This window comes from uncultured Tenacibaculum sp. (assembly GCF_947499065.1).
Classification (GTDB): domain Bacteria; phylum Bacteroidota; class Bacteroidia; order Flavobacteriales; family Flavobacteriaceae; genus Polaribacter.
The window spans coordinates 1-23,492 of the sequence record NZ_CANMMT010000003.1; the positions used below are offsets into that span (position 1 = coordinate 1).

Below are 23,492 nucleotides of genomic sequence, written 5' to 3' on the forward strand. Positions count from 1 at the left end.
TGGTGCCTCCAGGAATCGAACCAGGGACACAAGGATTTTCAGTCCTTTGCTCTACCAACTGAGCTAAGGCACCAGTTAAAGCTTATTGAAGTAACAAACGTATAAAAATTATAACTAAAGTTAAAATTTAAATAGTGGTGCCTCCAGGAATCGAACCAGGGACACAAGGATTTTCAGTCCTTTGCTCTACCAACTGAGCTAAGGCACCAGTTGCTACTTTCGTTAAGCGGATGCAAATATACAATGGTTTTTTAATTATACAAAGTAATTGTTTTAAAAAAATGTAACGTAAATTTGAAATCTAAGAATTATAGATATGAATTTGATTATTGATGTAGGAAATACTAGGGTTAAAGTTGCTGTTTTTGAAACAAATACGTTGAAAGAAGTATTTGTTTTTGAAAAAGAAAAAATTATTTCAGAATTGAAAAAAATTATTTCAAATTTTAAAATTTCAGCGTCTATTATATCTTCTGTAGCCAATTTTACGAACTCAGATAGGGATAAAATAGTCGAATTATTAGATCCTATTTTTTTAGATAATGAAACTAAAGTCCCGTTTTTTAATCTTTATCGTACACCAAAGACTTTAGGAGTAGATAGAATAGCCTTGGCATCGGCTGCTATTAAAAGGTATCCTAAAAAAAATGTATTAGTTATTGATGCAGGTACATGCATTACTTTCGATTTTATCAATTCTAAAAAAGAATATTTAGGAGGAGCTATATCTCCAGGGATTAATATGAGATACAAAGCTTTACATAATTTCACTTCTAAATTACCGTTATTAAAACCTAGTAAAGTGGAAAAATTTATAGGTAAGGATACAAATACCTCAATACATTCAGGTATTGTCAATGGAATTTGTAATGAAATAAGTGGAGTTATTAAGCAATATGAAGATGAGTATCAAGATTTAACAGTAGTTTTAACAGGAGGAGATACATATTTCTTGGCTAAACAATTAAAAAGTGGCATATTTGCCCATCCAAATTTTGTTTTGGAAGGGTTACATACTATTTTGACATACAATATAGCGAATGATTAAGAGATTATTATCAGGGGTACTTTTATTAAGTACAATAACAATAGCAGCACAAAGAAATAGTGCGTCACCATACTCTTATTTTGGAATAGGTGAAAGTTTTGAAGCAGTAACTGTAGAGCAAGCCTCTATGGGAGGGATTGGAGTTGCTTTAAAAGATACACATCGTTTAAATTTTACCAATCCAGCATCTATTGCAGATTTAAGAGCTGCAACATATGCCATTGGAGGAAGTTTAAGTTTACTAACAGTAAAAGAACAAGCTAAGTCACAAACTGGAAATTCTACGAATTTAAGATACCTCTCTTTAGGTTTTCCTGTAGGGAAAAAAGCGGGAATATCTATAGGATTACAGCCTTTTTCATCTGTTGGATATTCGTTAGTAGATGATAAGAACCCAGATAATAAAACCTCTTTTAAAGGTGAAGGTGGTGCTAGTAAAATATATGCAGGTTATGGTATTTATGTGGCTAAAGGCTTGTCTTTAGGTTTTGAAGCTGGATTTATATTTGGGAACTTAAAAAATAATGTATTGAATCAAAGAGCTAATGTGTCTTTTGCTACAAAACAAGAAGAGGTTGTTCGTTTAAGAGGAGGACAATTTAAGTTTGGAGCTCAATATAAGAAAGAGTTAAAGAATAAGTTAAATTTATATTCTGGTGTTTCCCTTACTCTTAACTCAAATTTATCAAGTGGTGGAAATGAAAAAATGTACTCATTAACATTCAGTTCTACAGGACAAGAAATTATAGGAAGAATTAGTCATGATAGAGAAGTAGAAGGAAATGTTACTGTTCCTTTAAAAACAGTCTTTGGATTTGGGCTAGGGAAAAGTAGTAAATGGTATGTTGGAGTTAATCAAAAATTTCAAAGAGCAATAACTACTACAAGCCAAATTGTAGCTAATGGAGGAGCATATAAATATGGTAATTCAAGTAAGTTCTCGTTGGGAGGTTATTATATACCAAAAATTAATTCAATATCTAGTTATTGGGATAGAGTAGTATATAGAGCAGGTGTTCGCATCGAAGATACAGGACTTCAAGTACAAACGAATAATAATTTTACTTCAATTAAAGACTTTGGCATAAATGTTGGTTTAGGATTGCCATTGCCGGGACAACTATCTAATTTAAATTTAGGATTTGAATATGGACAAAAAGGTACAACGAATAATAATCTTATAAAAGAAAATTACTTTAATATAAGATTAAGTTTATCTTTGAACGATGTTAACTGGTTTAAAAAACGACAAATAGATTAATAAAAACTGATAAATGATGAAAAAACTTACGTATTTACTTACAGGATTATTTTTGTTTGTAGCCGTAAATGGTGTTAAAGCGCAGGCAAGTCAAGAATGTAATATTAAATATAATCTTTTTAAAGGAGATGCTACAACCAAAAAGTATACTCAGGCGAAGCCTAGCTTAGAATATTTATTAACAAATTGTCCTAAACTATCGGTTAATATATATAAATATGGGGCAAAAGTAGCGGATAAATTAAAAGATCCAGCTTTAGCAAAAAGAGTATATGAAACAAGGCTGATAAATTTTCCAACAAAAGGTGCTGCTAAAGCTCATAGTGATTATGCTACTTATTTAATTAAAAATAAATTGGCTTCAGATGCTGAGGTTTATGAGATTTTAAAGAAAGCATATAAAATTTCACCAAAAGATATGGGGGTGAGAAATATCTTCAGATATTTTAAAGCTGTAACGGAAGAGAATAAAGATACAAATCCTCAAGTAGTATTTGATACATACGATGATGTAATGGAATCTGTACAAGAGAAATTAGATGTTTACAGTAAGAAAATACCGGCTTTACAAGAAAAAGATTCGATGGGGACTATAGGAGCCAAAGAGAAAAAGTTATTGAGAGCTTATACTATGAACTCATCTGCTCTAGGTAAAGTTGAAGGAGGATTAGATGGAATGATATCTAAATTAGCAACTTGTGAGAGATTGATACCTATTTATACTAGAGATTTTGAAGCTAATAAAGCAGATGGTGTTTGGTTAAAGAGAGCTGTATCAAGAATGTACAACAAAGGATGTCAATCAGATCCATTATTCGAAAAATTAGCAAATGCTTATGCAGAAGCGACACAATCAGCAGACGCATACAATTTCTTAGCGGGAGTTTTAGCTAAAAATGGAGATAAGAGTGGAGCTGCTGAAATGAGAAAGAAAGCATTTGACTTAGAAACTGATCCATTTAAGAAAGCAAAATATAAATTAAGAGAGGCTCAAAGTGCAAGCGGAAGTAGAGCTAGAGCATTAGCTTATGAAGCATTAAAGTACAATCCAAATATGGGGAAAGCTTACTTGTTCATAGCTAGTTTATACCAAAAAAGTGCTAATTCTTGTGGTAGTGATGAGTTTGAAAAGAGAATGGTATACGTAGCAGCTTTAAACAAAGCGTTAAAAGCTAAAAGAGTTGATCCAGGATGTGGAGCTGGAAGATATATTTCTAGTTATAAGAAAAATGTACCATCTAAGAAATTAATTTTTCAAAAAGGAATTGCATCTGGAGCTAGTCATAAAATTGGATGTTGGATAGGCGAAACTGTGCGTGTTCCTTAAAAGATTTAAATGAAATCATTTTTAGTAAATATATATAATAGCATTGCTGCCATTTGTTTGGTAGCAATGTTTTTTTCTTGCACAAATACAAAAAAAGAAGTGCGTGATTTTTTAGCTGACAAAAACTTACCAATGGGGACAGCTAAGAATATTTATCACATACATAAAGACTCTGGAAAAATAACTTCAAAAACAAAAGCTCCTGTTTTTTACGATTTTTCTAATAGAGATAAACATCCGTATAACGAGTTTCCAAAAGGAATAAAAATAGTGTCAATAAGTAAGAATGGAAAAGATTCTATAACTATCACTGGAAATTACGCTTTAACTTATAGTAAAACGAAAGTTTCTGAAATTAAAGGAAATGTAGTGATTACAAACCATACGGAGAATTCAATATTAGAAACCAATCAGCTATTTTGGGATCAAAAAGAACACTATTTTTTTACAGAAGACGGGTTTAGATTAACAACTCCCAAAAGTGTAATTAATGGATTTGGATTTGAGTCAAAAGAAGACTTAACCAAATGGATAGCTAAAGACATTACAGGAGACGTAGAGGCAAATCAAAAAGAAATATAATGAACACACTTTGGAAATATTTACAATATGGATACCTTGTTGTTGGGGTAATTTTTTTAATAGATGGAATTTTAAAATGGAGTTCAGATAAAGAAGCCGCACTTATTATGTTTGGATTAGCTATCTTTATTACCTTAATTTTCTTCTTTAAAAGACATTTTAGAAGAAAAATAGAAAATAGAAACCAACAGCGTTAATGCAGATTGAAATCATTATAATTTTAGCTTCTATATTGTTTTCAGCCTTTTTTTCAGGTATGGAAATAGCTTTTATTTCTGCCAATAAACTACATATTGAGCTAGAGAAAAAGAGAGAAGGTTTTTTGCCTAAAATTTTAGCAAAATTAACTAGAAAGTCATCTAAGTTTATTACTACTATGCTAGTAGGAAATAATGTTGCTTTGGTAATTTATAGTTATTTTATGGGGCAGTTGTTAATGACGTGGTTTCAATCGATATTACCTACAAACATATCGTTTATAAATTATTTACTAGACGATTTAAGTTTACTAACACAAACAATTATATCTACTGTTGTAATACTTGTTACAGCAGAGTTTTTACCTAAGGCTATTTTTAGAATTTATGCAAATGAAATGCTAAAGATATTCGTAATACCAGCCTATATTTTCTATTTAATTTTTTATGGAATAACTTGGGTAATCACAAAAATTTCTGATTTCTTTTTACGTGTATTTTTCAAAACAAAAGAAGATGCAATTCAAACAGAGTTTAGTAAGGAAGAATTAGGAAATTATATTTCAGAACAATTAGATGGAGGGAATGAAGAAGGAGTGGTTGATTCAGAAATTCAAATTTTTCAAAATGCTTTAGAGTTTCATAAAGTAAAAGCAAGAGAAATTATGGTACCTCGAACAGAAATCATGGCAGTAGATATACATGAATCTGTGAGCAACCTTAAGAAAATGTTTATATCAACGGGATTATCTAAAATTTTGGTTTATAAGAATTCTTTAGACGATATTTTAGGATATGTAAACGCTTTCGAATTATTTAAAAAACCTAGAGCAATCAAATCAATATTGTTGCCAGTTGAGTTTGTTCCAGAATCAATGATTATAAACGATGTTTTGAATAGTTTGATGAAGAAACGAAAGAGTATTGCTGTAGTTGTTGATGAGTATGGAGGAACATCTGGAATTATAACTGTAGAAGATATTGTTGAAGAATTATTTGGAGAAATTGAAGATGAACATGACAATCAAGAATTGTTAGAAGAAAGAATAAGTGAAGAAGAGTTTAATTTATCAGCAAGGTTAGAAGTTGATTATTTAAATGAAGAATATGATTTAAATATACCTAAAGAAGAAGCTTATGAAACTTTAGGAGGTTTTATTATAAATTATACAGAAACTATACCGAAACAAGAAGAAATTTTAGAAGTAGATAGATTCCAAATAAAAATATTAAATGCCAGTGCTACTAAAATTGATACTATTTATTTGAAAGTCCTCGATAAAGAAGAGTAGATAGAAATTTATGCTTCAAGCAGCAAACTACCTCAAAAACAGCTAAAAAAAACATTGCATTATTTAATGTGAAATTGTATTTTCGCACACTGTTAATAAAATAAACTACTTATGGCAATTTTATCGAAAATTAGAGAACGCTCAATGTTCTTAATTCTTGTAATTGGTTTAGCACTTTTTGCATTTGTTTTAGACCCATCTACAATATCAGATTTTTTTAATGCAAGTAAAGTAAATGAAGTAGGGGAAGTGAATGGTGAAACTATATCGCGCCAAGAATTTGCCGAAGCTTTAGATGCATACAAAGCACAAACTGGAAATAGAGTTTCTGAAATGCAAGCAGCAAAAACTGTTTGGAATAACTTAATCAGACAAAAAATTTATCAAACTCAATTAGAAGAAGCTGGTATTACTGTAGGAGACGAAGATATTATGACTGCTCTTTATGATTCTCCAGCATTACAGAATGACCCTAGATTTCAAACTTCTGGATTATTCGATAAAAATAAATTAAAAGAATTTTTAGCAACTATTAAAGATGCAGATGGCGCAGAATGGAAAGCTTGGCAAAACTATATGGTTTCTTTAAAAAATAATATTGAGAAAACAACTTACGACAATTTAGTAGCTGCAGGTTTAGGAGCTTCTTTAAAAGAAGGTGAGGCTCAATATTTAATTGAAAACACTAAAGTTAATGCTAAATTTGTTTATGTACCATACACTACAATAGCAGATAGTTTAGTTGTACTTAAAAAGAGTGATGTTGAAAATTACATCAAAAAACATGAAGATGATTTTCAAGTTGAAGCTTCAAGAGATATTAACTTTGTAAAGTTTGATATTAAACCAACTGAAGGAGATGAAGCAGCAACTAAAGAAGAAGTAGCTAAATTAATTAACGATTCTGATAACAGAGGAGTTGTAATTAAGGGATTAAAAAACGCTACTGACTATGTAGAGTTCTTAGATGAGAATGATTCAGATATCGCCTTAGATGATAACTATAAATTTAAAGTACAAGTACCACAAGTTATTGCTGAAGAAATTTTTAACGGTAAAGAAGGAGATGTTTTCGGACCATATAAAGATGCTGATTATTTTAAGATTTCAAAAATATCTAAGGTTACTCAATTACCAGATTCAGCACAAGCAAGTCATATATTAATTCCTTTTGTTGGAGCTACAAGTGCAGATGCAAATGTTACTCAAACAGAAGAAGAAGCTAAGAAAACTGCAGATAGTTTATTAACAGTAGTTAAGGCTAATAAGTCTAAGTTTGCAGATTTAGCTAAAGAAATGTCTTCTGATAAAGGATCAGCAGATAAAGGTGGTTTTTACGATTGGTTTAGCTATAACAGAATGGTACCTAGCTTTAGAGACTTTGTTTTTGAAGGAAAAGAAGGTGATATGGGAGTAGTACAATCTCCATTTGGTTTCCACGTTATTAAAATTGATGGTCAAAAGAACTTTCAACCAGTTGTTAAGTTAGTAACATTTGGACGTAAAATAGAGGCTTCAGAGGCAACAGAAAATGCAATTTTCCAAGATGCAGAAACTTTTGCTTTAGAATTGGCAAATGGTAAAGAATTTGATGAAGTAGCAAAAGAGAAAAATTTAACATCTTCTCCAGCTGTTGGATTAAAATCTTTAGATGAAACTGTTCCAGGAATAGGTAATGAAAGAGAAATTATTACTTGGTCTTTTGGAAATGATGTAAATGAAGGAAGCTTTAAGCGTTTTGATGTAGAAGGAGGATATGTAGTAGCAGTTTTAACAGGAATAACTGAAAAAGGTTTAATGCCAGTAGATAAAGCAATTTCAAGAGTTCGTCCAATTTTAATGAACGAAAGAAAAGCTAAAATGATAGAAGATAAAATTAGCGGTGCTACATTAGCTGAAATGGCTAAGTCTGTAAATGTAATAGTAAGAAATGCAGCAGACGTTAATTTAAATTCACCAACATTAGCAGGTGTAGGTTATGAGCCTAAAGTTGTAGGAGCAATGTTAAATGCTAAAGAAAAGCAAGTAATTAAGAATGTATCAGGAGACAAAGGAGTTTTTGCTTTTGAAGTTGAGTCTAGAGAGTTACCAACTGCTTTACCTAATTACGATACTTACAGAAAGCGTTTAGCTAACGAAAGAAAGAATAAAACATTCCAAATGTATGAAGCTGTTAAAAAAGCTTCAAATATTGAAGATAACATGAGTTCATTTTACGGAATTCAATAAGGATAAGAAAATAGATTATAAAAAGCCGAACGATATTCGTTCGGCTTTTTTATATTATCATATAGATAAAAACTCTCCATAGTATGAACAAAAAAGCAATCTCATTTGAGATTGCTTTTTAAATATGTTTTAAAGCTTTTTATTAAGCGTTTAATGGTTTACCATCCCAAGCAGCTTTAGCAGCTTCTTTTACTGCTTCAGAATACGTTGGATGTCCATGACAAATACGAGCTAAATCTTCAGCAGAAGCTCTAAACTCCATAGCAACGGCAGCTTCCATAATTAAATCAGCTACACGAGCTCCAACCATGTGAACACCTAATACTTCATCCGTATTTTTATCAGCTAAAACTTTTACAAACCCATCAATGTCACCACTAGCACGAGAACGTCCTAAAGCACGCATTGAGAATTTACCAGCTTTATATTCAACACCAGCATCTTTTAATTCTTGTTCAGTTTTACCAACAGCGGCAACTTCTGGCCAAGTATATACAATACCAGGAATTAAATTATAATCAATATGAGGCTTTTGCCCAGCTAAATACTCAGCAACAACAACACCTTCTTCTTCTGCTTTATGAGCTAACATAGCACCGCGTACTACATCACCAATAGCATAAATATTAGAAACGTTTGTTTGTAAATGGTCATTTACTTCAACCATACCTCTTTCAGTAACTTTTACACCAGCTTTATCTAAAGCTAAACCTTCAGTGTATGGTCTACGTCCAACAGATACTAAACAGTAATCACCAGTAAATGTAACTTCTTCTCCTTTTTTGTTAGTTGCTTTTACAACAACTTCATCACCATTTCTTTCAACAGAAGTAACACCGTGACTTGTATTAAATTTCATTCCTTGTTTCTTTAAAACTTTAGTAAGCTCTTTAGAAACATCTTTATCCATAGTAGGAGTAATTGTTGGAGCATATTCGATAACTGTTACATCAGCACCTAAGCGTTTATAAACAGAACCTAACTCTAATCCAATAACTCCACCACCAATAACTAATAAATGTTTTGGAACTTCTTTTAATTTTAAAGCTTCAGTAGAAGTAATTACACGTTCTTTATCAATAGAAATAAAAGGTAACGTAGATGGTTTAGAACCAGTAGCAATAATGATATTTGTACCTTCAATAACTTCTGAAGTACCATCATTTTTACTAACTTTTACGTGAGTAGCATCCTCAAAAGAACCTAAACCTTCGTAAACATCAATATTATTTTTATCCATTAAATATTTGATTCCTCCAGTAGTAGTCTCTACAACATTAGCTTTACGAGCAACCATTTTACCAAAGTCAAACGTAGGATTTTCAACAGAAATTCCGTGTTCGTCAAAATGTTTTATAGCGTCATAATAATGGTGAGAAGAGTCTAATAATGCTTTAGAAGGAATACACCCAACATTTAAACATGTACCACCTAAAGTTGAGTATTTTTCAATAATAGCAACTTTAGAACCTAATTGAGAAGCTCTGATGGCAGCAATATATCCACCTGGTCCAGAACCAATAACGATTAAATCGTATTTCATCTGTTTTATATTTTGTATTTCAGAATTATAACTACAAAATTACACAATCTAACTGACTTGCAATAAAGGTTTTTAGATTTGTTTTATTCTATTTGTTTTACCTTTGAAAATTATATGAAAACACTTTTAATAATTGGGTATGTTTGGGTAGAAAAAACCACGGGAGCTGGGAATAGAATGCTACAGCTTATAGAGGTTTTTAAAAATCAAGATTATAAAATTCTTTTTGGAAGTCCCGCTCAAAAAACCGAAAATTCAATTGAGTTAACAAATTTAGGAGTTGAAGAAGTTTCTATTAAGCTAAATTCTTCTTCTTTTGATGAATTCATAGAAGGTTTACAACCAGACATTGTTATGTTCGATAGGTTTATGATGGAAGAACAATTTGGTTGGCGTGTAGCAGAAAATAGCCCAAAATCTTTACGTGTTTTAGATACAGAAGACTTACATTTCTTGCGTAAAACACGTCAAAAACAGTTAAAAAAAGGAGAAGAGTTTTCTACAAATGCATTGTTAAATTCTGATGATGCTAAACGAGAGATTGCATCTATCTTACGATGCGATTTAACTTTAATTATTTCGAGCTATGAAATGAAATTACTTAAAGAGGTTTTTAAAATAGATGAACGTTTATTATATCACCTTCCGTTTTTATTAGATAGAATAGATGATAATAAAATAAACGACTGGAAGTCTTTTGAAGAAAGAAACCATTTTGTTTTTATAGGTAACTACTTTCATGCGCCAAATGTAGATACAGTTTTAGAATTAAAAAAACATGTTTGGAAAAAGATAAGAAAACAATTACCTAAAGCAGAGATGCATATTTATGGGGCATATGCAACACAACAAATAAAGCAATTAAATAAACCACAAGAAGGTTTTTTAGTAAAAGGTTTTGCAGATAATGCAATTGATGTAATTAGTAATTCTAAAGTAGTTTTAGCACCTATTCGTTTTGGAGCAGGTATCAAAGGAAAGCTAACGGAAGCTATGATTACTGGAACACCATCTGTAACTACTTTAATCGGAGCAGAAGGTATGCATGAAGATTTGCCATGGAACGGTTTTGTTGAATCAGATTTAGATGAATTTTCTAATAAAGCAGTATTGCTTTACTCAGACAAAAAAGTATGGGACGAATCTCAGAAAAAAGGAATAGAAATTATAAACCAAATTTATGATAAAGAAAACATAGGTTTTCTTTTTCTAAATCGAATCGAAGAACTTCAAGAGAATTTAAATACTCATCGTACACATAATTTTTTAGGAAGCTTATTACAACACCAAACACTTCATGCCACAAAATATATGAGTAAGTGGATTGAAGAAAAAAGCATCCGTTTTAAGAAAATTGATGAAAATAAAAACTAAATTTGTACAAATTTTGCTTTAAATTTTTTGTTATGAAAAAACATGTTACCCTAATTATTCTATTAGTTTCTTTTTTTAAAATATATTCTCAAACATATATTAATGGAGGGATAATAACAGATGATGTTAATTGGAAAATCGAATCTTCTCCATATATAATTAAAGGAGATCTTTTAATAAATAGTGGAACTCGATTAATGATAGAGCCAGGAGTGGTAATTAAATTAGAAAAAAATGTTATAATTCAAGTTAATGGTGAGTTTATAGCAGAGGGAACAGTTAATTCTCCTATAGTTTTTACTTCAGAAAAGAAGAATGAGTATTGGGGACATATTCGTTTAACAAAAAGTTCAAAAAAAGCTGTATATAATGGTGATAAATATATAGAGGGTTCTATTATTAAAAATTGTGAATTTAGATATGGAGGGAGTTTGAATAATGGTATGTTATTTATAGATAAATCTAGACCTCATATTGAAAATAACCTTTTAAAAGGGAGTAAATCTGATGGAATTTATATAAAGGAATCAGATCCAATAATAAAAAAATGTACAATTTTATTAAATCAAGGAGCTGGAATTATGTATCCAAATTATATGTATAATTATGATATCCAGGTGTTAGATTCTAATATAAGTAACAATCTATCGGGAGGGATTAAAATTCCTAAAGCAGGAAATGGTATAATTAATATAAAGAATAATACAATTTCGAATAATATTGGACAAATTGTATATGTATATTCAGCAGGAGGAAGTGGTAGTGGAAGTATATTTTTAACTAATAATAAAATTTATAAAAATAGAGATAATACAAACAATAATTTTATATCCATAGATGGAGGCTTTGATATAAATATTGAATGTAATTTAATGAAAGAAAATAAAGGGTATAATACAAGATTAATGTACTTTGAAAATGGGTATAATCCCTATACCGTAAAGATAAAAAATAACTTAATAATAGATAATTCATCAGGGTTAGGGCATTTAATTGATTTTTATTATATAGTTTCATATTCAACAAATATTGAGATTAAAAACAATAGTATTATCAATAATGAGGCATCAAGCAATAGATCTATAATTAACTTAAAAGGAAGTACTGCCTTTTTAGATGATTATAAAATTGAAAATAATACAATTAATCAAAATAAAGCATCACAAACTTTTAGTTTAACTAATGTAAGAGTAAAGATTAATTCAAATAATATTACAAATTTAGTAAACTATGAAATATATAATCAAAATGAAGCAGGGAGTATAGGAATAGATGCAAAGAATAACTTTTGGAATGTAAATAATGAAGACCAGGTTAAAATATATGATTGGAGAGATAATTCATCGGTTTCATTAGTTAGTATTAGCCCAATTAAAACATTACAATTAACTAATATATTATCATGCTCACATCTAATTATAGATAGAGATGATGATTTAGATGGTATTCTGAATAATAATGATAACTGCCCAAAAACTGCAAATGCGGATCAATCTGACATTGATAATGATGGTATAGGGGATGTTTGTGATGATTCAGATGGAGATGGTGTTTTTGACGCTAAAGATAATTGTCCTACAACCGCAAATATGAATCAATCTGACATTGATAATGATGGTATAGGGGATGTTTGTGATGATTCAGATGGAGATGGTATTTCTGATGCTGAAGATAATTGTCCTACAATCGCAAATATGGATCAATCTGATATTGATAATGATGGCATAGGGGATGTTTGTGATGATTCAGATGGAGATGGTATTTCTGATGCTAAAGATAATTGTCCTACAACCGCAAATATGGATCAATCTGACATTGATAATGATGGTATAGGGGATGTTTGTGATGATTCAGATGGAGATGGTATTTTTGACGCTAAAGATAATTGCCCTACAACCAAAAATCCAAAACAAACAGATACCAATAGTAATGGTATAGGAGATTTATGTGATACGAGTTATGAAGCTCAGGGAAATATTAGTTTAGAATATATTTCGGAGTCTTGTCAAGGGCAATCTGATGGTAAGATAATGATAAATATTAAAGAAATATTTGTAAACTATACAGTAACACTTAATGGAAAAGGTGTTTTTGAAACAAAAAAAATAACTGGTTTAGAAAAAACGGCTTTATTTGAGGGATTAAGTCCAGGTAGTTATGAAGTTTGTGTTTTTGTAGATGAAAGAAATTATACACAATGTTTTGAGGTTAATATTAAATCAGCAGCTTTAATTTCTCTAAAAATAGGGAAGAAACAGGTTTTAAGGGAGTATACTGTAAATATTGCTAGTGGAACGGCTCCATATAATGTATATTTTAATGGAGGTTTATTGGGGACATTTAACGATAAAATATTTAATGTTCATGTAAAGGAAAGTGGAATGTTAGAAGTTAAAACCAATAAGGAATGTGAAGGAACATTTAAAATGATTACAGACGGAGTTTTTTTAAAAAAGAACCCAATTACAAAATACATAGAATTATTATTGCCAAACAATTTAGGTAAAAGTAATGTGAATGCTGTAGTGTATGATCTTTCAGGAAAAATGATATTTGACAAATTAATAAAAGTGAATGGAAATATATTAATTATTCCGTTTGAAAACTATAATTCAGGAACATACATTTTAAAATTAGGAATAGAGAATTCAAAGTCAATTAAAATTTTAAAGATTTAAGAATTTGTATTATTAGAGATATTAATAATAAGGAATTATTGTTTTTTTTGAGGTTGATAATTTAAAGGAAGCATATTAGCAAAAGATTCGAAAGCCCAATATCCTTCATTGAAAATTGAATGCGGATTTAATAATATTCCATAATTTTCAATTTGAGATTTTTTCTCTAATAAAACAATGTTTGATGTTTGTACTCCAGAAGCTTTTTTACGTCTCCCAAACATACCAATCAAATATTTATCTTCTTCAGATTCTTTAGTATAGGTAATTGAAAGGTAGTTTTCAAAGTTTAAAAAAGGATTGTTTTCAATATATTCAATCATGTCTTTGTAAGGAACATCTCTTTTGTATAAATAATCTTTGTATTTTGTTAGTCGACTTTTTCTAAGGGTAACCAAAGCACTATCCAGTGGTGTTTTTGGAGTTGTTATTCTTTTTGAAAAATTAATGTTTTTGTTATGTAGCCTAATGAATTCACGAGCCATTTTTATTTTTTCTTCAGAAGGTCTTTCAGGATTTAAAACACGTTTAAATTGGTTTATGAGAAAACCCTCATTTTTTAAGTTTTGAGCAAGCAAACTTCTTAAAAAATGCATACGAGAACCGTTGTAAGCTTTTAATCTATTTTGTTTCCATTTCTTTTTAATAGATTTTTTTAAGTTTTCATAACGTGCGTATCCACTAAAAAATAATTGTTTACCTTTTATTTCAAAGTGAACTAAATCGTAAGTGATTAAATATCCAAGACCTTTATGTTTTATCTTTAAAGGTTCTTTAGCAAATGCAGTTAAACTATTTGTTTTTCTATTGTATTCAAAATGAAGTGTTTTAGGATTTTGAATTACACATTGTTCAGCTAGAGACGTTCTTCCTAAAAATGTTTCTTTAAACCGAATTAAATTATATTTCCATTCATCATCATATTTAGTTTTATGAACAATAACTTCATTTAACAAAGTGTCTTCTTGTTTAAGAGTAATATTTAGAGAAATAGGAATTTTTGAAGTAGTAATAGGAATTTGTTCAACTTTATATCCTAAGAAAGAAATAACAAGTGTATAGTTTCCTTTAGGAGCTTTTAATTGAAACTCACCATTACTATTGGTAATAGTTCCAATTGTAGTGTTGTTAAGGTACACAGAAGCCCCTTCTATATTTTCATTTTCATTGGAAATAATTTTTCCTGAAATTTTAGTTTGAGAAAAACTATAAATTGAAATAAAAGTAAATAGACAGTAAAGAATAAATCCCTTTTTCATAAAATAAATTTTTATAAAAATAGGGACTTATTTTTTCTTTAAAAAGAAGTAATGTTATTTAGTGTTAAATCAACCCAGCTCGTTTTAATAATGCATCAGGCTTAGGTTCTTTTCCTCTAAAACGCACATATAAATCCATAGGTTTTTCTGTACCTCCTTTAGAAAGTACGTTGTCTTTAAATTTATCAGCGACTTCTTTATTGAAAATTCCTTTTTCTAAGAAATATTCAAAAGCATCGGCATCTAAAACTTCTGCCCATTTATAAGAATAATAACCTGCAGAATAACCTCCTTGAAAAATATGAGAAAAAGCAGTACTCATACAATTTTCGGCAACATTAGGGTGTAATTGAGTTTCAGAAAACGCTTTTGTTTCAAAGTCTTTTACCGAAGAAATATTTTGAGGCGAAGCTCCTCCATGCCAACTCATATCTAATAAACCAAAACTTAATTGACGTAAGGTTTGCATACCTTCATGAAAGCTAGCAGATTCTTTAATTTTAGTAACATATTCCATAGGAATAGTTTCTCCTGTTTCATAGTGTTTTGCAAACAATTCTAAAGCTTCTTTTTCGTAACACCAGTTTTCTAAAACTTGACTAGGTAATTCTACAAAATCCCAAGAAACTGACGTTCCAGATAAGCTATTATAAGTAGTATTGGCTAACATTCCATGTAAAGCATGACCAAATTCATGAAATAGCGTAGTAACTTCATTAAAAGTTAATAATGAAGGCTTGGTTTCTGTTGGTTTAGTAAAATTACAAACAATAGAAACTTGTGGTCTTTCGTTAACTCCTTTTTTGATTTGTTGCGATTTGTATGAGGTCATCCAAGCTCCATTTCTTTTTCCTGGTCTAGGATGGAAATCAGCATAAAGGTGAGAAATGAAATTTCCTTTAGAATCGGATACAGCATAGGTTTTTACATCCTCATGGTATTTATCAATAGAATCGATTTCTTCAAATTGTAAATCGAATAATTTACCTGAGATTTCAAAAACTCCATCAATTACATTTTCTAATTTGAAATAAGGTTTTAGTAATTCTTGGTCTAAACTAAATAATTCTTTTTTTAATTTTTCTGAATAATAGGCTGAGTCCCACTTTTGAAGTTGATCAATATTATCTAATTTTTTAGCATAGGTTTCTAAGTTTTCAAATTCCTTTTTAGCGGCTGGTTTTGCTTTTTCTAATAATTCATTTAAAAAGTTTAGTACTTTTTCAGGACTTTCAGCCATTCGTTCTTCCAAAACAAAGTGTGCATGAGTTTTATAGCCTAATAAGTTAGCTCGCTTGTGTCGAAGAGTTACTATTTTTAAAACAATTTCTTCGTTGTTGAAATCATTTTTTTGAAACCCTTTTTTTCCCATTGCAATAGCTAACTTTTTTCTGAGTTCTCTATTGTCAGCATAGGTCATAAAAGGAATGTAACTAGGATAGTCTAATGTAATAAGCCATCCTTCTTTTTCTTTTGATTTGGCTAATTCTTTAGCAGCTTCTTTTGCACTTTCAGGTAATCCTTTAACATCCTCTTCATTTATTAAATGCATTTCAAAAGCATTGGTTTCAGCCAGTACATTTTCACCAAATTGTAAAGATAACTTGGCAAGTTCAGCATCTAATTTTCGCAATTCTGTTTTTTCTTCTTCGTTTAAATTAGCACCATTTCTAGAAAAACCTTTGTACTGTTTTTCTAATAACATAGTTTGCTCTGGAGATAAAACTAAAGAGTCTTTTTGATCATAAATTACTTTTACTCTATTAAATAAAGTTTCATTTAAAATCATATCATTCTTGAATTCACTTAACCAAGGAGAAATATTTTTAGCTATTTCTTGAATAGCAGTGTTGGTTTCAGCTGAATTTAAATTAAAGAAAATAGAAGTAACTCTATCTAATTTTTCACCAGTATAATCTAAGGCCTCAGTAGTGTTTTGAAAAGTAGCTTTTTCTGGGTTTTCAGCAATTGCATTAATTTCATCTCTAGCTAATTCAATAGCTTTTTTAATAGCAGGTTTATAATGATCTGTATTTATTTTAGAAAAAGGAGCTGTATTAAAATCTTGTAATAGCGGATTTTTTGTCATGAAAAATTCATTTTAATAATTAAGGAAACCTCACAAATCTAATATCTGTGAGGTTTCTATATATGTACTGTACTAAATTACTTATTTTTTTACTCTTTCAGAAGCTTTTTCAACTTTAAGTTTTAAGCCTTCCTTGTAGGCTATAATTTTATCTAATACACATTTATCAGAAGCTCCAATAATTTGTGCTGCTAAAATCCCTGCATTTTTAGCACCATCAAGAGCTACAGTAGCTACAGGTACACCACCAGGCATTTGTAAGATTGATAAAACAGAATCCCATCCATCAATTGAGTTTCTACTTTTTACTGGAACACCAATAACAGGTAAAGGGCTCATACTTGCTACCATTCCAGGTAAATGAGCAGCTCCTCCAGCTCCTGCAATAATTACTTTTATTCCTCGTGAATGTGCATTTTTTGAATAGTCAACTAATTTTTCTGGAGTTCTATGAGCAGAAACAATATCTACTTCTATTTGGATATCAAAACTTTCTAAAATATCAATTGCTTCTTGCATGATTGGAAGATCTGAATCACTTCCCATTATAATTCCTACCATAATTATTTGCTAATTACTTTTATAGTTTCTTTTACTTGTTGAGCGATTTCTCTCGCTTTATTTATATTTTCATTTACAATAGTTACATGCCCCATTTTACGAAAAGGTTTGGTAATTTTCTTTCCATATATATGTGGAGTCACACCATCTATTTTTAAAATGTCTTCAATGTTTTCATACACAACTTCTCCTGTGTAACCTTCAGCACCAACTAAGTTAACCATAATACCAGCAACTTTACTTTCTGTGTTTCCTAAAGGAAGATTTAAGATACTTCTTAAATGTTGTTCGAACTGATTTGTATAACTAGCTTCAATAGAGTAATGTCCAGAATTATGCGTTCTAGGAGCGACTTCGTTAACTAAAATTTCGTCATTTTCAGTTAAAAACATTTCTACAGCAAGTAAACCAACGAATTCAAAAGCATTAGCTACTTTTAAAGCAACTTCTTGAGCTTTTTCGGCTATGTTGTTATCAATTCTTGCAGGACAAATTACATATTCTACTTGATTTGCCTCTGGATGAAATTCCATTTCCACTACAGGATAAGTACTTGTTTCACCATCGGAATTTCGAGCAACAATTACTGCCAATTCATTTTTAAAAGGAATTAATTTTTCGGCAATACATTCACCATCTGGTAATGACTGTAAATCATCATAATTACGAACTACTTTCACTCCATTTCCATCATAACCAAAACGAGCAGCTTTCCATACAAAAGGGAATTCAATAATGTTGTTTTCGTAAGAATGTTTTAACTCTTCTAAAAAAGCATAATGCGAAAAACTAGCAGTAGGTATGTTGTTGTCTGTGTAAAAAGTTTTTTGGCGTGCTTTACTTTGAATAATTCTTAAGTTAGATGGTTTGGGATAAATAGTTAAACCTTCTGCTTCAAGTTTGTCAAGGGCATCAATATTTACATTTTCAATTTCAATGGTTAAAGCATCTACTTTTTTTCCAAAATTATAAACGGTATCAAAATCTAATAAATCTCCTTGATGAAATTCATTACAAATTCTAGCACAAGGAGCCTCTTTATTGGAGTCTAAAATAGCTGTGTAAATATCAAATTTTTGAGTTTCGGAAAGCAGCATCCTTCCTAATTGACCGCCACCAAGAACGCCCAATTTAAAATCTGAAGAAAAATAATTTTTCAAGATAAATATTTTATTGTGTTGTTGTTAACGCAAAAATAAGAATCTTAATAATAGTACAAATAGAATTAACGAGATATTCTTAACTGTGTGCTGTTAATTTGTGTAACAAAATACATTAAAGCATTACAACCAGAGTTATCTATTGGAGCTCCACCTGCTAAGTAATTGTATTTTTTATCATCACAAGGACATTTAATATGAATACCATCAAATGTCATTAGTGAATTACAGGTAGCTTCTGGACATTGCCTATCAAAAGCTCTATAACCAGTATTTCCTGTTCTAAAAATATAAACATTCCTACCTTGAATTATGTTTTGAGAACTTCCACTAGGAACTAATAGACCTTGAAATTCAGGTAGTGTTAAATCGATTATAGAATTTATAGTTACTCCATTAAAACAATTGTTTACTGGCGTATTATCGCTACAGCCTAAGCTAATTAAGAGAATAAATAGATAAAATAATTTTTTCATTGTTTTTAAATAGAGTTGTAAATGTAACGCTACGAATTTACAAATATTTTGTACATTTGTTATACAATCTCATTCCTATCGGTGTGAGATTTTTAAATTTATAAGTTATGAGTGGAGTATCATATTATACTGAAGAAGGATTAAAAAAATTAAAAGAAGAGCTAGCTCATTTAGAGCAAGTTGAAAGACCGCGTGTGTCTCAAGAAATTGCAGATGCTCGTGATAAAGGTGATTTAAGTGAGAATGCAGAGTATCATGCAGCTAAAGAAGAGCAATCTTTGTTAGAATTTAAGATAGCTAAATTAAAAAACGTAGTAGCTAGTGCACGTGTTATTGATGAGAGCCAATTAGATACTTCTAAAATATTGATACACTCTGTTGTTAAAATTAAAAATACAGCTAACGGTATGGAGTTCTCTTATACTTTAGTTGCCGATTCTGAAACTGACGTAAGAAATGGTAAGTTATCTGTAAATTCACCAATTGGTAAAGGATTATTAGGTAAAAAAGTAGGAGAAATAGCTGAGATTAAAGTACCTAATGGAATTATGAAATTTGAAATTATGGAGATTTCTCGTTAATCTTTTCTGAAAATATTATTCTAAATTAAAGTGTTGCCTTTGCAGCACTTTTTTTATTTTTACAAGCATACAAAATATAAAATTATGGCTAGTATTTTTACAAAGATAGTATCAGGAGAAATTCCATCATATAAAATAGCAGAGGATGAAAATTATTTTGCTTTTTTAGATATAAATCCAAATGCTAAAGGGCATACCCTAGTAATTCCTAAAAGAGAAGAAAACAAGTTATTCGACTTATCTAAAGAAGAGTATGATGGATTGATGTCTTTTTCTTATCGAGTAGCAAAAGCGATTGAAAAAACAATACCATGTAAACGTGTTGGAATGAGTGTAATTGGTTTAGAAGTTCCTCATGTACATGTACATTTAATTCCATTAAATGCCATGAGTGATATTCAGTTTATAGAAAAAGTAAAATTATCTAAGGAAGAGTTTGTAGAACTAGCTGAAGGTATTTCAAGTAATTTTGAATAGTTATAAAAGCTCATGAAAAAGTGAGTGAAAACTGATTTAATTAGAGGAGGAATAATATTTATAATGATAAACTTTATTTTTCCTTTTTTACTGAAGAGTCAATAACAACAAAAAAGGTTTTAATATCATTACCTATATGGATATTAGCTGGAATTTTACTTGGATTACTTCAAAAGAAAAGAATAAATAAAGAAGCTTAAGAATAAACTACATTTTATTTAATTGAATTTCAAAAGTAGTACCTTTTCCTATTTCTGATTTTAGAACCGATATTTTCCCGTTATGGTAGTCTTCTATAATTCGTTTAGAAAGAGATAGCCCTAATCCCCAACCACGCTTTTTAGTTGTAAACCCCGGCTTAAATATTTGTTTAAATTGTGATTTTTGGATTCCTTTTCCCGAATCTGATACTATAATTTTTACAAGTTTATTAGTACCTTTTATTTCTAATGAAATACTACCTTTTCCCTGCATTGCATCGATAGCATTTTTTACTAAGTTTTCTATAACCCAACCATATAATTCAGCATTTAACTGAGTTATAATTTCGTCTTTATTTGAAGAAAAAGTGAAATTAATTTGTTTAGAGCTTCTTGAACGTAAGTAATTAAAAGCAGTTTCAGTAGTTGAAACAATATTATGTGCTGTTAATTTTGGTAAAGAACCAATTTTTGAAAAACGATTAGCAATAGTACTTAAGCGATCAACATCTTTTTCTATTTCTATAATATAATCTTCATCAACATTTTCTGTGCGTAAAATAGCAATCCAACCTAATAAAGAAGATAAAGGCGTTCCTATTTGATGAGCAGTTTCTTTGGCCATACCAGTCCAAAGTTTATTTTGTTCAGCTACTTTACTCGATTTATAAACCATGTAAATAATGGTTAAGAAAAGCCCTAAAATAAGAAGTAAAGCTAACGGATAGTACTTAAGTTTGTATAATAAATCTGAGTTTCTATAATAAAGATATTGTGTAAAGCCAAAGTATTCAATAACTATTGGATCATTTTGACTTTTCATTATAGTTAATTGCTTTTGTAAGTACTTAGGGTTTTTAGATTTTATAGAATCTAAATTTCTATATAAATTGATACTTCCATCTTTATTAACTAGAATAGTAGGGATATCTTCAATAGTCTCGTAAACTTTATTTATAAGATTTGTATTGTCATTCAAATCAGGATTAGAGGCAAGTTCTTTAATAGCAGTTGCATAGATTTCAATTTTACCTCGCTCTTCTTCTTTAAATTTTTGAAAGAAGATATAAGTGTTCCACAAAATAAATGAAACGATTAAAAGGGATATAAAAATGGCAATCCGTTTAACCCAATAAGTATTCTTAAAAAAAGTCATTAGTCAAATATAAACTATTCTGTATAATAACTTAATTTGTAAAACCGTAGTATATTTACATTAAAAATAAAAAACAGCATGTTATCATTAGATCCTAAAGATTTACCTACAGGAAAATTACATAGTTATTTACTTGGAGCTATAGCCCCAAGACCAATTGCTTTTGCAAGTACAATTGATAAAGACGGAAATCCTAATTTATCACCATTTAGTTTTTTTAATGTTTTTGGAGCTAATCCACCTATGATGATTTTCTCTCCAGCAAGAAGTGTAAGAGGAAATAAAACAAAGCATACTTTAGATAATGCAGAGGAAACAAGAGAAGTGGTTATTAATGTAGTTAATTACGACATGGTACAACAAATGTCTTTGAGTAGTACAATGTATCCAAAAGGAGTTAATGAGTTTGAAAAGTCAGGACTTACCATGTTAGCGTCTGATAAGGTAAAACCGTTTCGTGTAGTAGAATCACCAGTACAGTTTGAATGCAAAGTAACCGATATAATTTATACAGGAACAGAAGGAGGAGCAGGAAATTTGATTGTTTGTGAAGTAGTTAAACTTCATGTTAATGAAAATGTAATAGCTGAAGATGGAAGTATAGATCAGCATAAAATAGATTTAGTAGCAAGAGCAGGAGGTAGTTATTATTCTAGAGCTAGAGATGGTTTTTTTGAAATACCTAAACCTATTTCTACTTTAGGAATTGGAGTAGATCAAATTCCAGAAGAAATAAGAAATAGTACTGTTTTAACAGGGAATAATTTAGGGATGTTAGGTAATGTAGAGCAATTACCAAGCGAAGAAGCTGTTAATAACTTTGGTAAAGAACATCCAGAATATATTTCGCTTTCAATTGAAAAAAGACATACATTTGCACAAGATTATTTACAAAAAAATGATGTAGAAAGTGCGTGGAAGGTACTTTTAATTAAATAGATAAGAATATGGAAGTTATAGGGAAGATTAAATTAATTAACGAAACTCAAACATTTGGAGCTAGCGGATTTAGAAAGAGAGAAATGGTTGTAACTACAGATGAGCAGTATCCACAAATGATTATGATTGAATTTGTTCAGGATAAATGTGATGTTTTAAATAACTATTCAGTTGGTCAAGATGTTAAAGTATCTATTAATTTAAGAGGTAGAGAGTGGATTAACCCAGAAGGAGTTGCTAAATATTTCAATTCTATCCAAGGATGGAGAATAGAGAACTTAGCACAATCTGCACCTCAAGGTACACCTCCTGCAGGTCAATTTGAACCAGCTCCAGATTTATCAGCTAACGAACCAGACGATTTACCTTTTTAATATAAAAAAGTTAAATAAGGTGTTATATACAAAAACCTATGAATGAAAATTCATAGGTTTTTTGTTTTTAATTAATTGTCTAGTAATACTATAGATCTAGTTTTACGAATGATTTTCTCATTGTTTTCTAAGTTTTTTAAACCTCTTGAAATTGCTTCTCTTGAAAAATTTAAATCTTCAGATATTTCTAAAAGAGGTATTTTAATCTCTACGCTTTTATATAACCTAGATTTTGTTTTTATATAACTAAGCAAAAGTTCTTCTAATGTTTGATTACTAATTTCTTGAGTTTTATTTATAATGTTCATGTAATGAAACTGGAAAGAAGTAATCATAAAATCTCTAAGCTCAATATAGGTGCTTGTCAATTCTAAAAATAAATCATTTGGAATATTTAAAAGAGTTACATCTTTTATAACAGTACTGCAAATTACATCTGAAGATATATTTGGAGTATTCGTATAATTTATAATTATAGGCTTACTACAATCTAGATGGTACAATAGTATTTTTTTATCATTGTGTTTGACAGACATTTTAACGATTCCAGAAATTAAAATACAAACCCCTTGATCAAAACGATTGCAGTCTTGTAATAAATATCCTTTTTCGTAGTGTAATATTGTTCCATAGTTTTTCAATAGGTCGATTACCTCTTTAGACAGTGGTAAATTTTTTAGCATAAATTT

Annotated in this window: 21 protein-coding genes and 2 tRNA genes; 13 read left to right on the plus strand and 10 right to left on the minus strand. The window is 29.9% G+C overall.

Annotation, left to right across the window (positions count from 1 at the left end; genetic code table 11):
• Nucleotides 1-73 (minus strand) — tRNA-Phe (locus Q0958_RS07550).
• Between the two features lie 62 nt (nt 74-135).
• Nucleotides 136-208: transfer RNA gene (locus tag Q0958_RS07555), tRNA-Phe, on the minus strand.
• A 108-nt stretch (nt 209-316) separates the two neighbouring features.
• On the opposite strand from Q0958_RS07555, the gene Q0958_RS07560 reads away from it, so the two are divergent.
• The 7 genes from Q0958_RS07560 to Q0958_RS07590 all read left to right on the plus strand — a co-directional run bounded on the left by Q0958_RS07560 (nt 317) and on the right by Q0958_RS07590 (nt 7,936).
• Nucleotides 317-1,048, plus strand: coding sequence for a type III pantothenate kinase (locus Q0958_RS07560; protein WP_299121768.1), 732 nt, complete (start codon nt 317-319; stop codon nt 1,046-1,048).
• Nucleotides 1,041-2,309, plus strand: a complete 1,269-nt coding sequence (locus tag Q0958_RS07565; RefSeq protein ID WP_299121770.1) for a hypothetical protein — start codon at nt 1,041-1,043, stop codon at nt 2,307-2,309. The genes Q0958_RS07560 and Q0958_RS07565 overlap by 8 nt, the downstream gene beginning before the upstream one ends.
• A gap of 16 nt (nt 2,310-2,325) precedes the next feature.
• Nucleotides 2,326-3,636, plus strand: coding sequence for a hypothetical protein (locus Q0958_RS07570; RefSeq protein WP_299121772.1), 1,311 nt, complete (start codon nt 2,326-2,328; stop codon nt 3,634-3,636).
• A gap of 9 nt (nt 3,637-3,645) precedes the next feature.
• Nucleotides 3,646-4,218, plus strand: coding sequence for an LPS export ABC transporter periplasmic protein LptC (gene lptC / locus Q0958_RS07575; protein WP_299121774.1), 573 nt, complete (start codon nt 3,646-3,648; stop codon nt 4,216-4,218).
• The gene (locus tag Q0958_RS07580; protein ID WP_299121776.1) at nt 4,218-4,415 is read left to right on the plus strand and encodes a hypothetical protein; all 198 of its coding nucleotides are present in this window, start codon (nt 4,218-4,220) and stop codon (nt 4,413-4,415) included. Before lptC ends, Q0958_RS07580 begins: the two co-directional genes overlap by 1 nt.
• A complete protein-coding gene (locus tag Q0958_RS07585) occupies nt 4,415-5,707 on the plus strand; it encodes a hemolysin family protein (protein WP_299121777.1) in 1,293 nt (430 codons plus the stop codon). The genes Q0958_RS07580 and Q0958_RS07585 overlap by 1 nt, the downstream gene beginning before the upstream one ends.
• Before the next feature lie 111 nt (nt 5,708-5,818).
• On the plus strand, nt 5,819-7,936 hold the full coding sequence (locus Q0958_RS07590; RefSeq protein WP_299121779.1) for a peptidylprolyl isomerase: 2,118 nt from the start codon (nt 5,819-5,821) through the stop codon (nt 7,934-7,936).
• Between the two features lie 142 nt (nt 7,937-8,078).
• Here the strand turns inward: Q0958_RS07590 and lpdA are convergent, their stop codons facing one another.
• Nucleotides 8,079-9,479 (minus strand): dihydrolipoyl dehydrogenase, encoded by a 1,401-nt coding sequence (lpdA, locus tag Q0958_RS07595; RefSeq protein WP_235273348.1) that lies wholly within the window; start codon nt 9,477-9,479, stop codon nt 8,079-8,081.
• 114 nt (nt 9,480-9,593) lie between these two features.
• Between lpdA and Q0958_RS07600 the strand changes: the two genes are divergently transcribed.
• Both Q0958_RS07600 and Q0958_RS07605 read left to right on the plus strand, forming a co-directional pair.
• Nucleotides 9,594-10,853, plus strand: a complete 1,260-nt coding sequence (locus Q0958_RS07600; RefSeq protein ID WP_299121782.1) for a glycosyltransferase — start codon at nt 9,594-9,596, stop codon at nt 10,851-10,853.
• Nucleotides 10,854-10,885: 32 nt separating this feature from the next.
• On the plus strand, nt 10,886-13,531 hold the full coding sequence (locus tag Q0958_RS07605) for a thrombospondin type 3 repeat-containing protein (protein ID WP_299121784.1): 2,646 nt from the start codon (nt 10,886-10,888) through the stop codon (nt 13,529-13,531).
• A 35-nt stretch (nt 13,532-13,566) separates the two neighbouring features.
• Here Q0958_RS07605 and Q0958_RS07610 read toward each other — a convergent pair whose 3' ends face one another.
• From Q0958_RS07610 to Q0958_RS07630, 5 genes are all read right to left on the minus strand, one after another.
• Nucleotides 13,567-14,790: a carboxypeptidase-like regulatory domain-containing protein gene (locus Q0958_RS07610; RefSeq protein WP_299121785.1), complete on the minus strand. Its 1,224-nt coding sequence runs from the start codon at nt 14,788-14,790 to the stop codon at nt 13,567-13,569.
• A 64-nt stretch (nt 14,791-14,854) separates the two neighbouring features.
• Nucleotides 14,855-16,879: a M3 family metallopeptidase gene (locus Q0958_RS07615; RefSeq protein WP_299121787.1), complete on the minus strand. Its 2,025-nt coding sequence runs from the start codon at nt 16,877-16,879 to the stop codon at nt 14,855-14,857.
• An 81-nt stretch (nt 16,880-16,960) separates the two neighbouring features.
• Nucleotides 16,961-17,440 (minus strand): 5-(carboxyamino)imidazole ribonucleotide mutase, encoded by a 480-nt coding sequence (gene purE, locus Q0958_RS07620; RefSeq protein WP_150900529.1) that lies wholly within the window; start codon nt 17,438-17,440, stop codon nt 16,961-16,963.
• A gap of 2 nt (nt 17,441-17,442) precedes the next feature.
• On the minus strand, nt 17,443-18,600 hold the full coding sequence (locus tag Q0958_RS07625; protein WP_299121793.1) for a 5-(carboxyamino)imidazole ribonucleotide synthase: 1,158 nt from the start codon (nt 18,598-18,600) through the stop codon (nt 17,443-17,445).
• Nucleotides 18,601-18,665: 65 nt separating this feature from the next.
• Entirely contained in the window at nt 18,666-19,076 is a 411-nt protein-coding gene (locus Q0958_RS07630) for a hypothetical protein (RefSeq protein ID WP_235273343.1), read from the minus strand.
• A 107-nt stretch (nt 19,077-19,183) separates the two neighbouring features.
• On the opposite strand from Q0958_RS07630, the gene greA reads away from it, so the two are divergent.
• Together greA and Q0958_RS07640 are read left to right on the plus strand one after the other, a co-directional pair.
• Nucleotides 19,184-19,657, plus strand: coding sequence for a transcription elongation factor GreA (gene greA / locus Q0958_RS07635; protein ID WP_235273342.1), 474 nt, complete (start codon nt 19,184-19,186; stop codon nt 19,655-19,657).
• A gap of 84 nt (nt 19,658-19,741) precedes the next feature.
• Entirely contained in the window at nt 19,742-20,134 is a 393-nt protein-coding gene (locus Q0958_RS07640) for an HIT family protein (RefSeq protein WP_299121796.1), read from the plus strand.
• A gap of 207 nt (nt 20,135-20,341) precedes the next feature.
• Here Q0958_RS07640 and Q0958_RS07645 read toward each other — a convergent pair whose 3' ends face one another.
• On the minus strand, nt 20,342-21,490 hold the full coding sequence (locus Q0958_RS07645; protein ID WP_299121798.1) for a HAMP domain-containing sensor histidine kinase: 1,149 nt from the start codon (nt 21,488-21,490) through the stop codon (nt 20,342-20,344).
• Between the two features lie 78 nt (nt 21,491-21,568).
• On the opposite strand from Q0958_RS07645, the gene Q0958_RS07650 reads away from it, so the two are divergent.
• Together Q0958_RS07650 and Q0958_RS07655 are read left to right on the plus strand one after the other, a co-directional pair.
• On the plus strand, nt 21,569-22,429 hold the full coding sequence (locus Q0958_RS07650) for a flavin reductase family protein (RefSeq protein WP_299121800.1): 861 nt from the start codon (nt 21,569-21,571) through the stop codon (nt 22,427-22,429).
• An 8-nt stretch (nt 22,430-22,437) separates the two neighbouring features.
• Nucleotides 22,438-22,803 (plus strand): DUF3127 domain-containing protein, encoded by a 366-nt coding sequence (locus Q0958_RS07655; RefSeq protein WP_272150088.1) that lies wholly within the window; start codon nt 22,438-22,440, stop codon nt 22,801-22,803.
• 71 nt (nt 22,804-22,874) lie between these two features.
• Here Q0958_RS07655 and Q0958_RS07660 read toward each other — a convergent pair whose 3' ends face one another.
• A complete protein-coding gene (locus tag Q0958_RS07660; RefSeq protein WP_299121805.1) occupies nt 22,875-23,486 on the minus strand; it encodes a Crp/Fnr family transcriptional regulator in 612 nt (203 codons plus the stop codon).
• Nucleotides 23,487-23,492: the final 6 nt, after the last annotated feature.

Bases quoted from the DNA above. Each gene is read 5' to 3' on its own strand.
- Q0958_RS07590 (WP_299121779.1), top strand. From the start codon at position 5,819: ATGGCAATTTTATCGAAAATTAGAGAACGCTCAATGTTCTTAATTCTT.
- Q0958_RS07660 (WP_299121805.1), bottom strand. From the start codon at position 23,486: ATGCTAAAAAATTTACCACTGTCTAAAGAGGTAATCGACCTATTGAAA.
- Q0958_RS07615 (WP_299121787.1), bottom strand. From the start codon at position 16,879: ATGACAAAAAATCCGCTATTACAAGATTTTAATACAGCTCCTTTTTCT.
- greA (WP_235273342.1), top strand. From the start codon at position 19,184: ATGAGTGGAGTATCATATTATACTGAAGAAGGATTAAAAAAATTAAAA.
- Q0958_RS07580 (WP_299121776.1), top strand. From the start codon at position 4,218: ATGAACACACTTTGGAAATATTTACAATATGGATACCTTGTTGTTGGG.
- Q0958_RS07570 (WP_299121772.1), top strand. From the start codon at position 2,326: ATGAAAAAACTTACGTATTTACTTACAGGATTATTTTTGTTTGTAGCC.
- Q0958_RS07650 (WP_299121800.1), top strand. From the start codon at position 21,569: ATGTTATCATTAGATCCTAAAGATTTACCTACAGGAAAATTACATAGT.
- lpdA (WP_235273348.1), bottom strand. From the start codon at position 9,479: ATGAAATACGATTTAATCGTTATTGGTTCTGGACCAGGTGGATATATT.
- Q0958_RS07560 (WP_299121768.1), top strand. From the start codon at position 317: ATGAATTTGATTATTGATGTAGGAAATACTAGGGTTAAAGTTGCTGTT.
- Q0958_RS07565 (WP_299121770.1), top strand. From the start codon at position 1,041: ATGATTAAGAGATTATTATCAGGGGTACTTTTATTAAGTACAATAACA.
- Q0958_RS07610 (WP_299121785.1), bottom strand. From the start codon at position 14,790: ATGAAAAAGGGATTTATTCTTTACTGTCTATTTACTTTTATTTCAATT.
- Q0958_RS07630 (WP_235273343.1), bottom strand. From the start codon at position 19,076: ATGAAAAAATTATTTTATCTATTTATTCTCTTAATTAGCTTAGGCTGT.
- Q0958_RS07600 (WP_299121782.1), top strand. From the start codon at position 9,594: ATGAAAACACTTTTAATAATTGGGTATGTTTGGGTAGAAAAAACCACG.
- purE (WP_150900529.1), bottom strand. From the start codon at position 17,440: ATGGTAGGAATTATAATGGGAAGTGATTCAGATCTTCCAATCATGCAA.
- Q0958_RS07645 (WP_299121798.1), bottom strand. From the start codon at position 21,490: ATGACTTTTTTTAAGAATACTTATTGGGTTAAACGGATTGCCATTTTT.
- Q0958_RS07605 (WP_299121784.1), top strand. From the start codon at position 10,886: ATGAAAAAACATGTTACCCTAATTATTCTATTAGTTTCTTTTTTTAAA.
- Q0958_RS07640 (WP_299121796.1), top strand. From the start codon at position 19,742: ATGGCTAGTATTTTTACAAAGATAGTATCAGGAGAAATTCCATCATAT.
- lptC (WP_299121774.1), top strand. From the start codon at position 3,646: ATGAAATCATTTTTAGTAAATATATATAATAGCATTGCTGCCATTTGT.
- Q0958_RS07585 (WP_299121777.1), top strand. From the start codon at position 4,415: ATGCAGATTGAAATCATTATAATTTTAGCTTCTATATTGTTTTCAGCC.
- Q0958_RS07655 (WP_272150088.1), top strand. From the start codon at position 22,438: ATGGAAGTTATAGGGAAGATTAAATTAATTAACGAAACTCAAACATTT.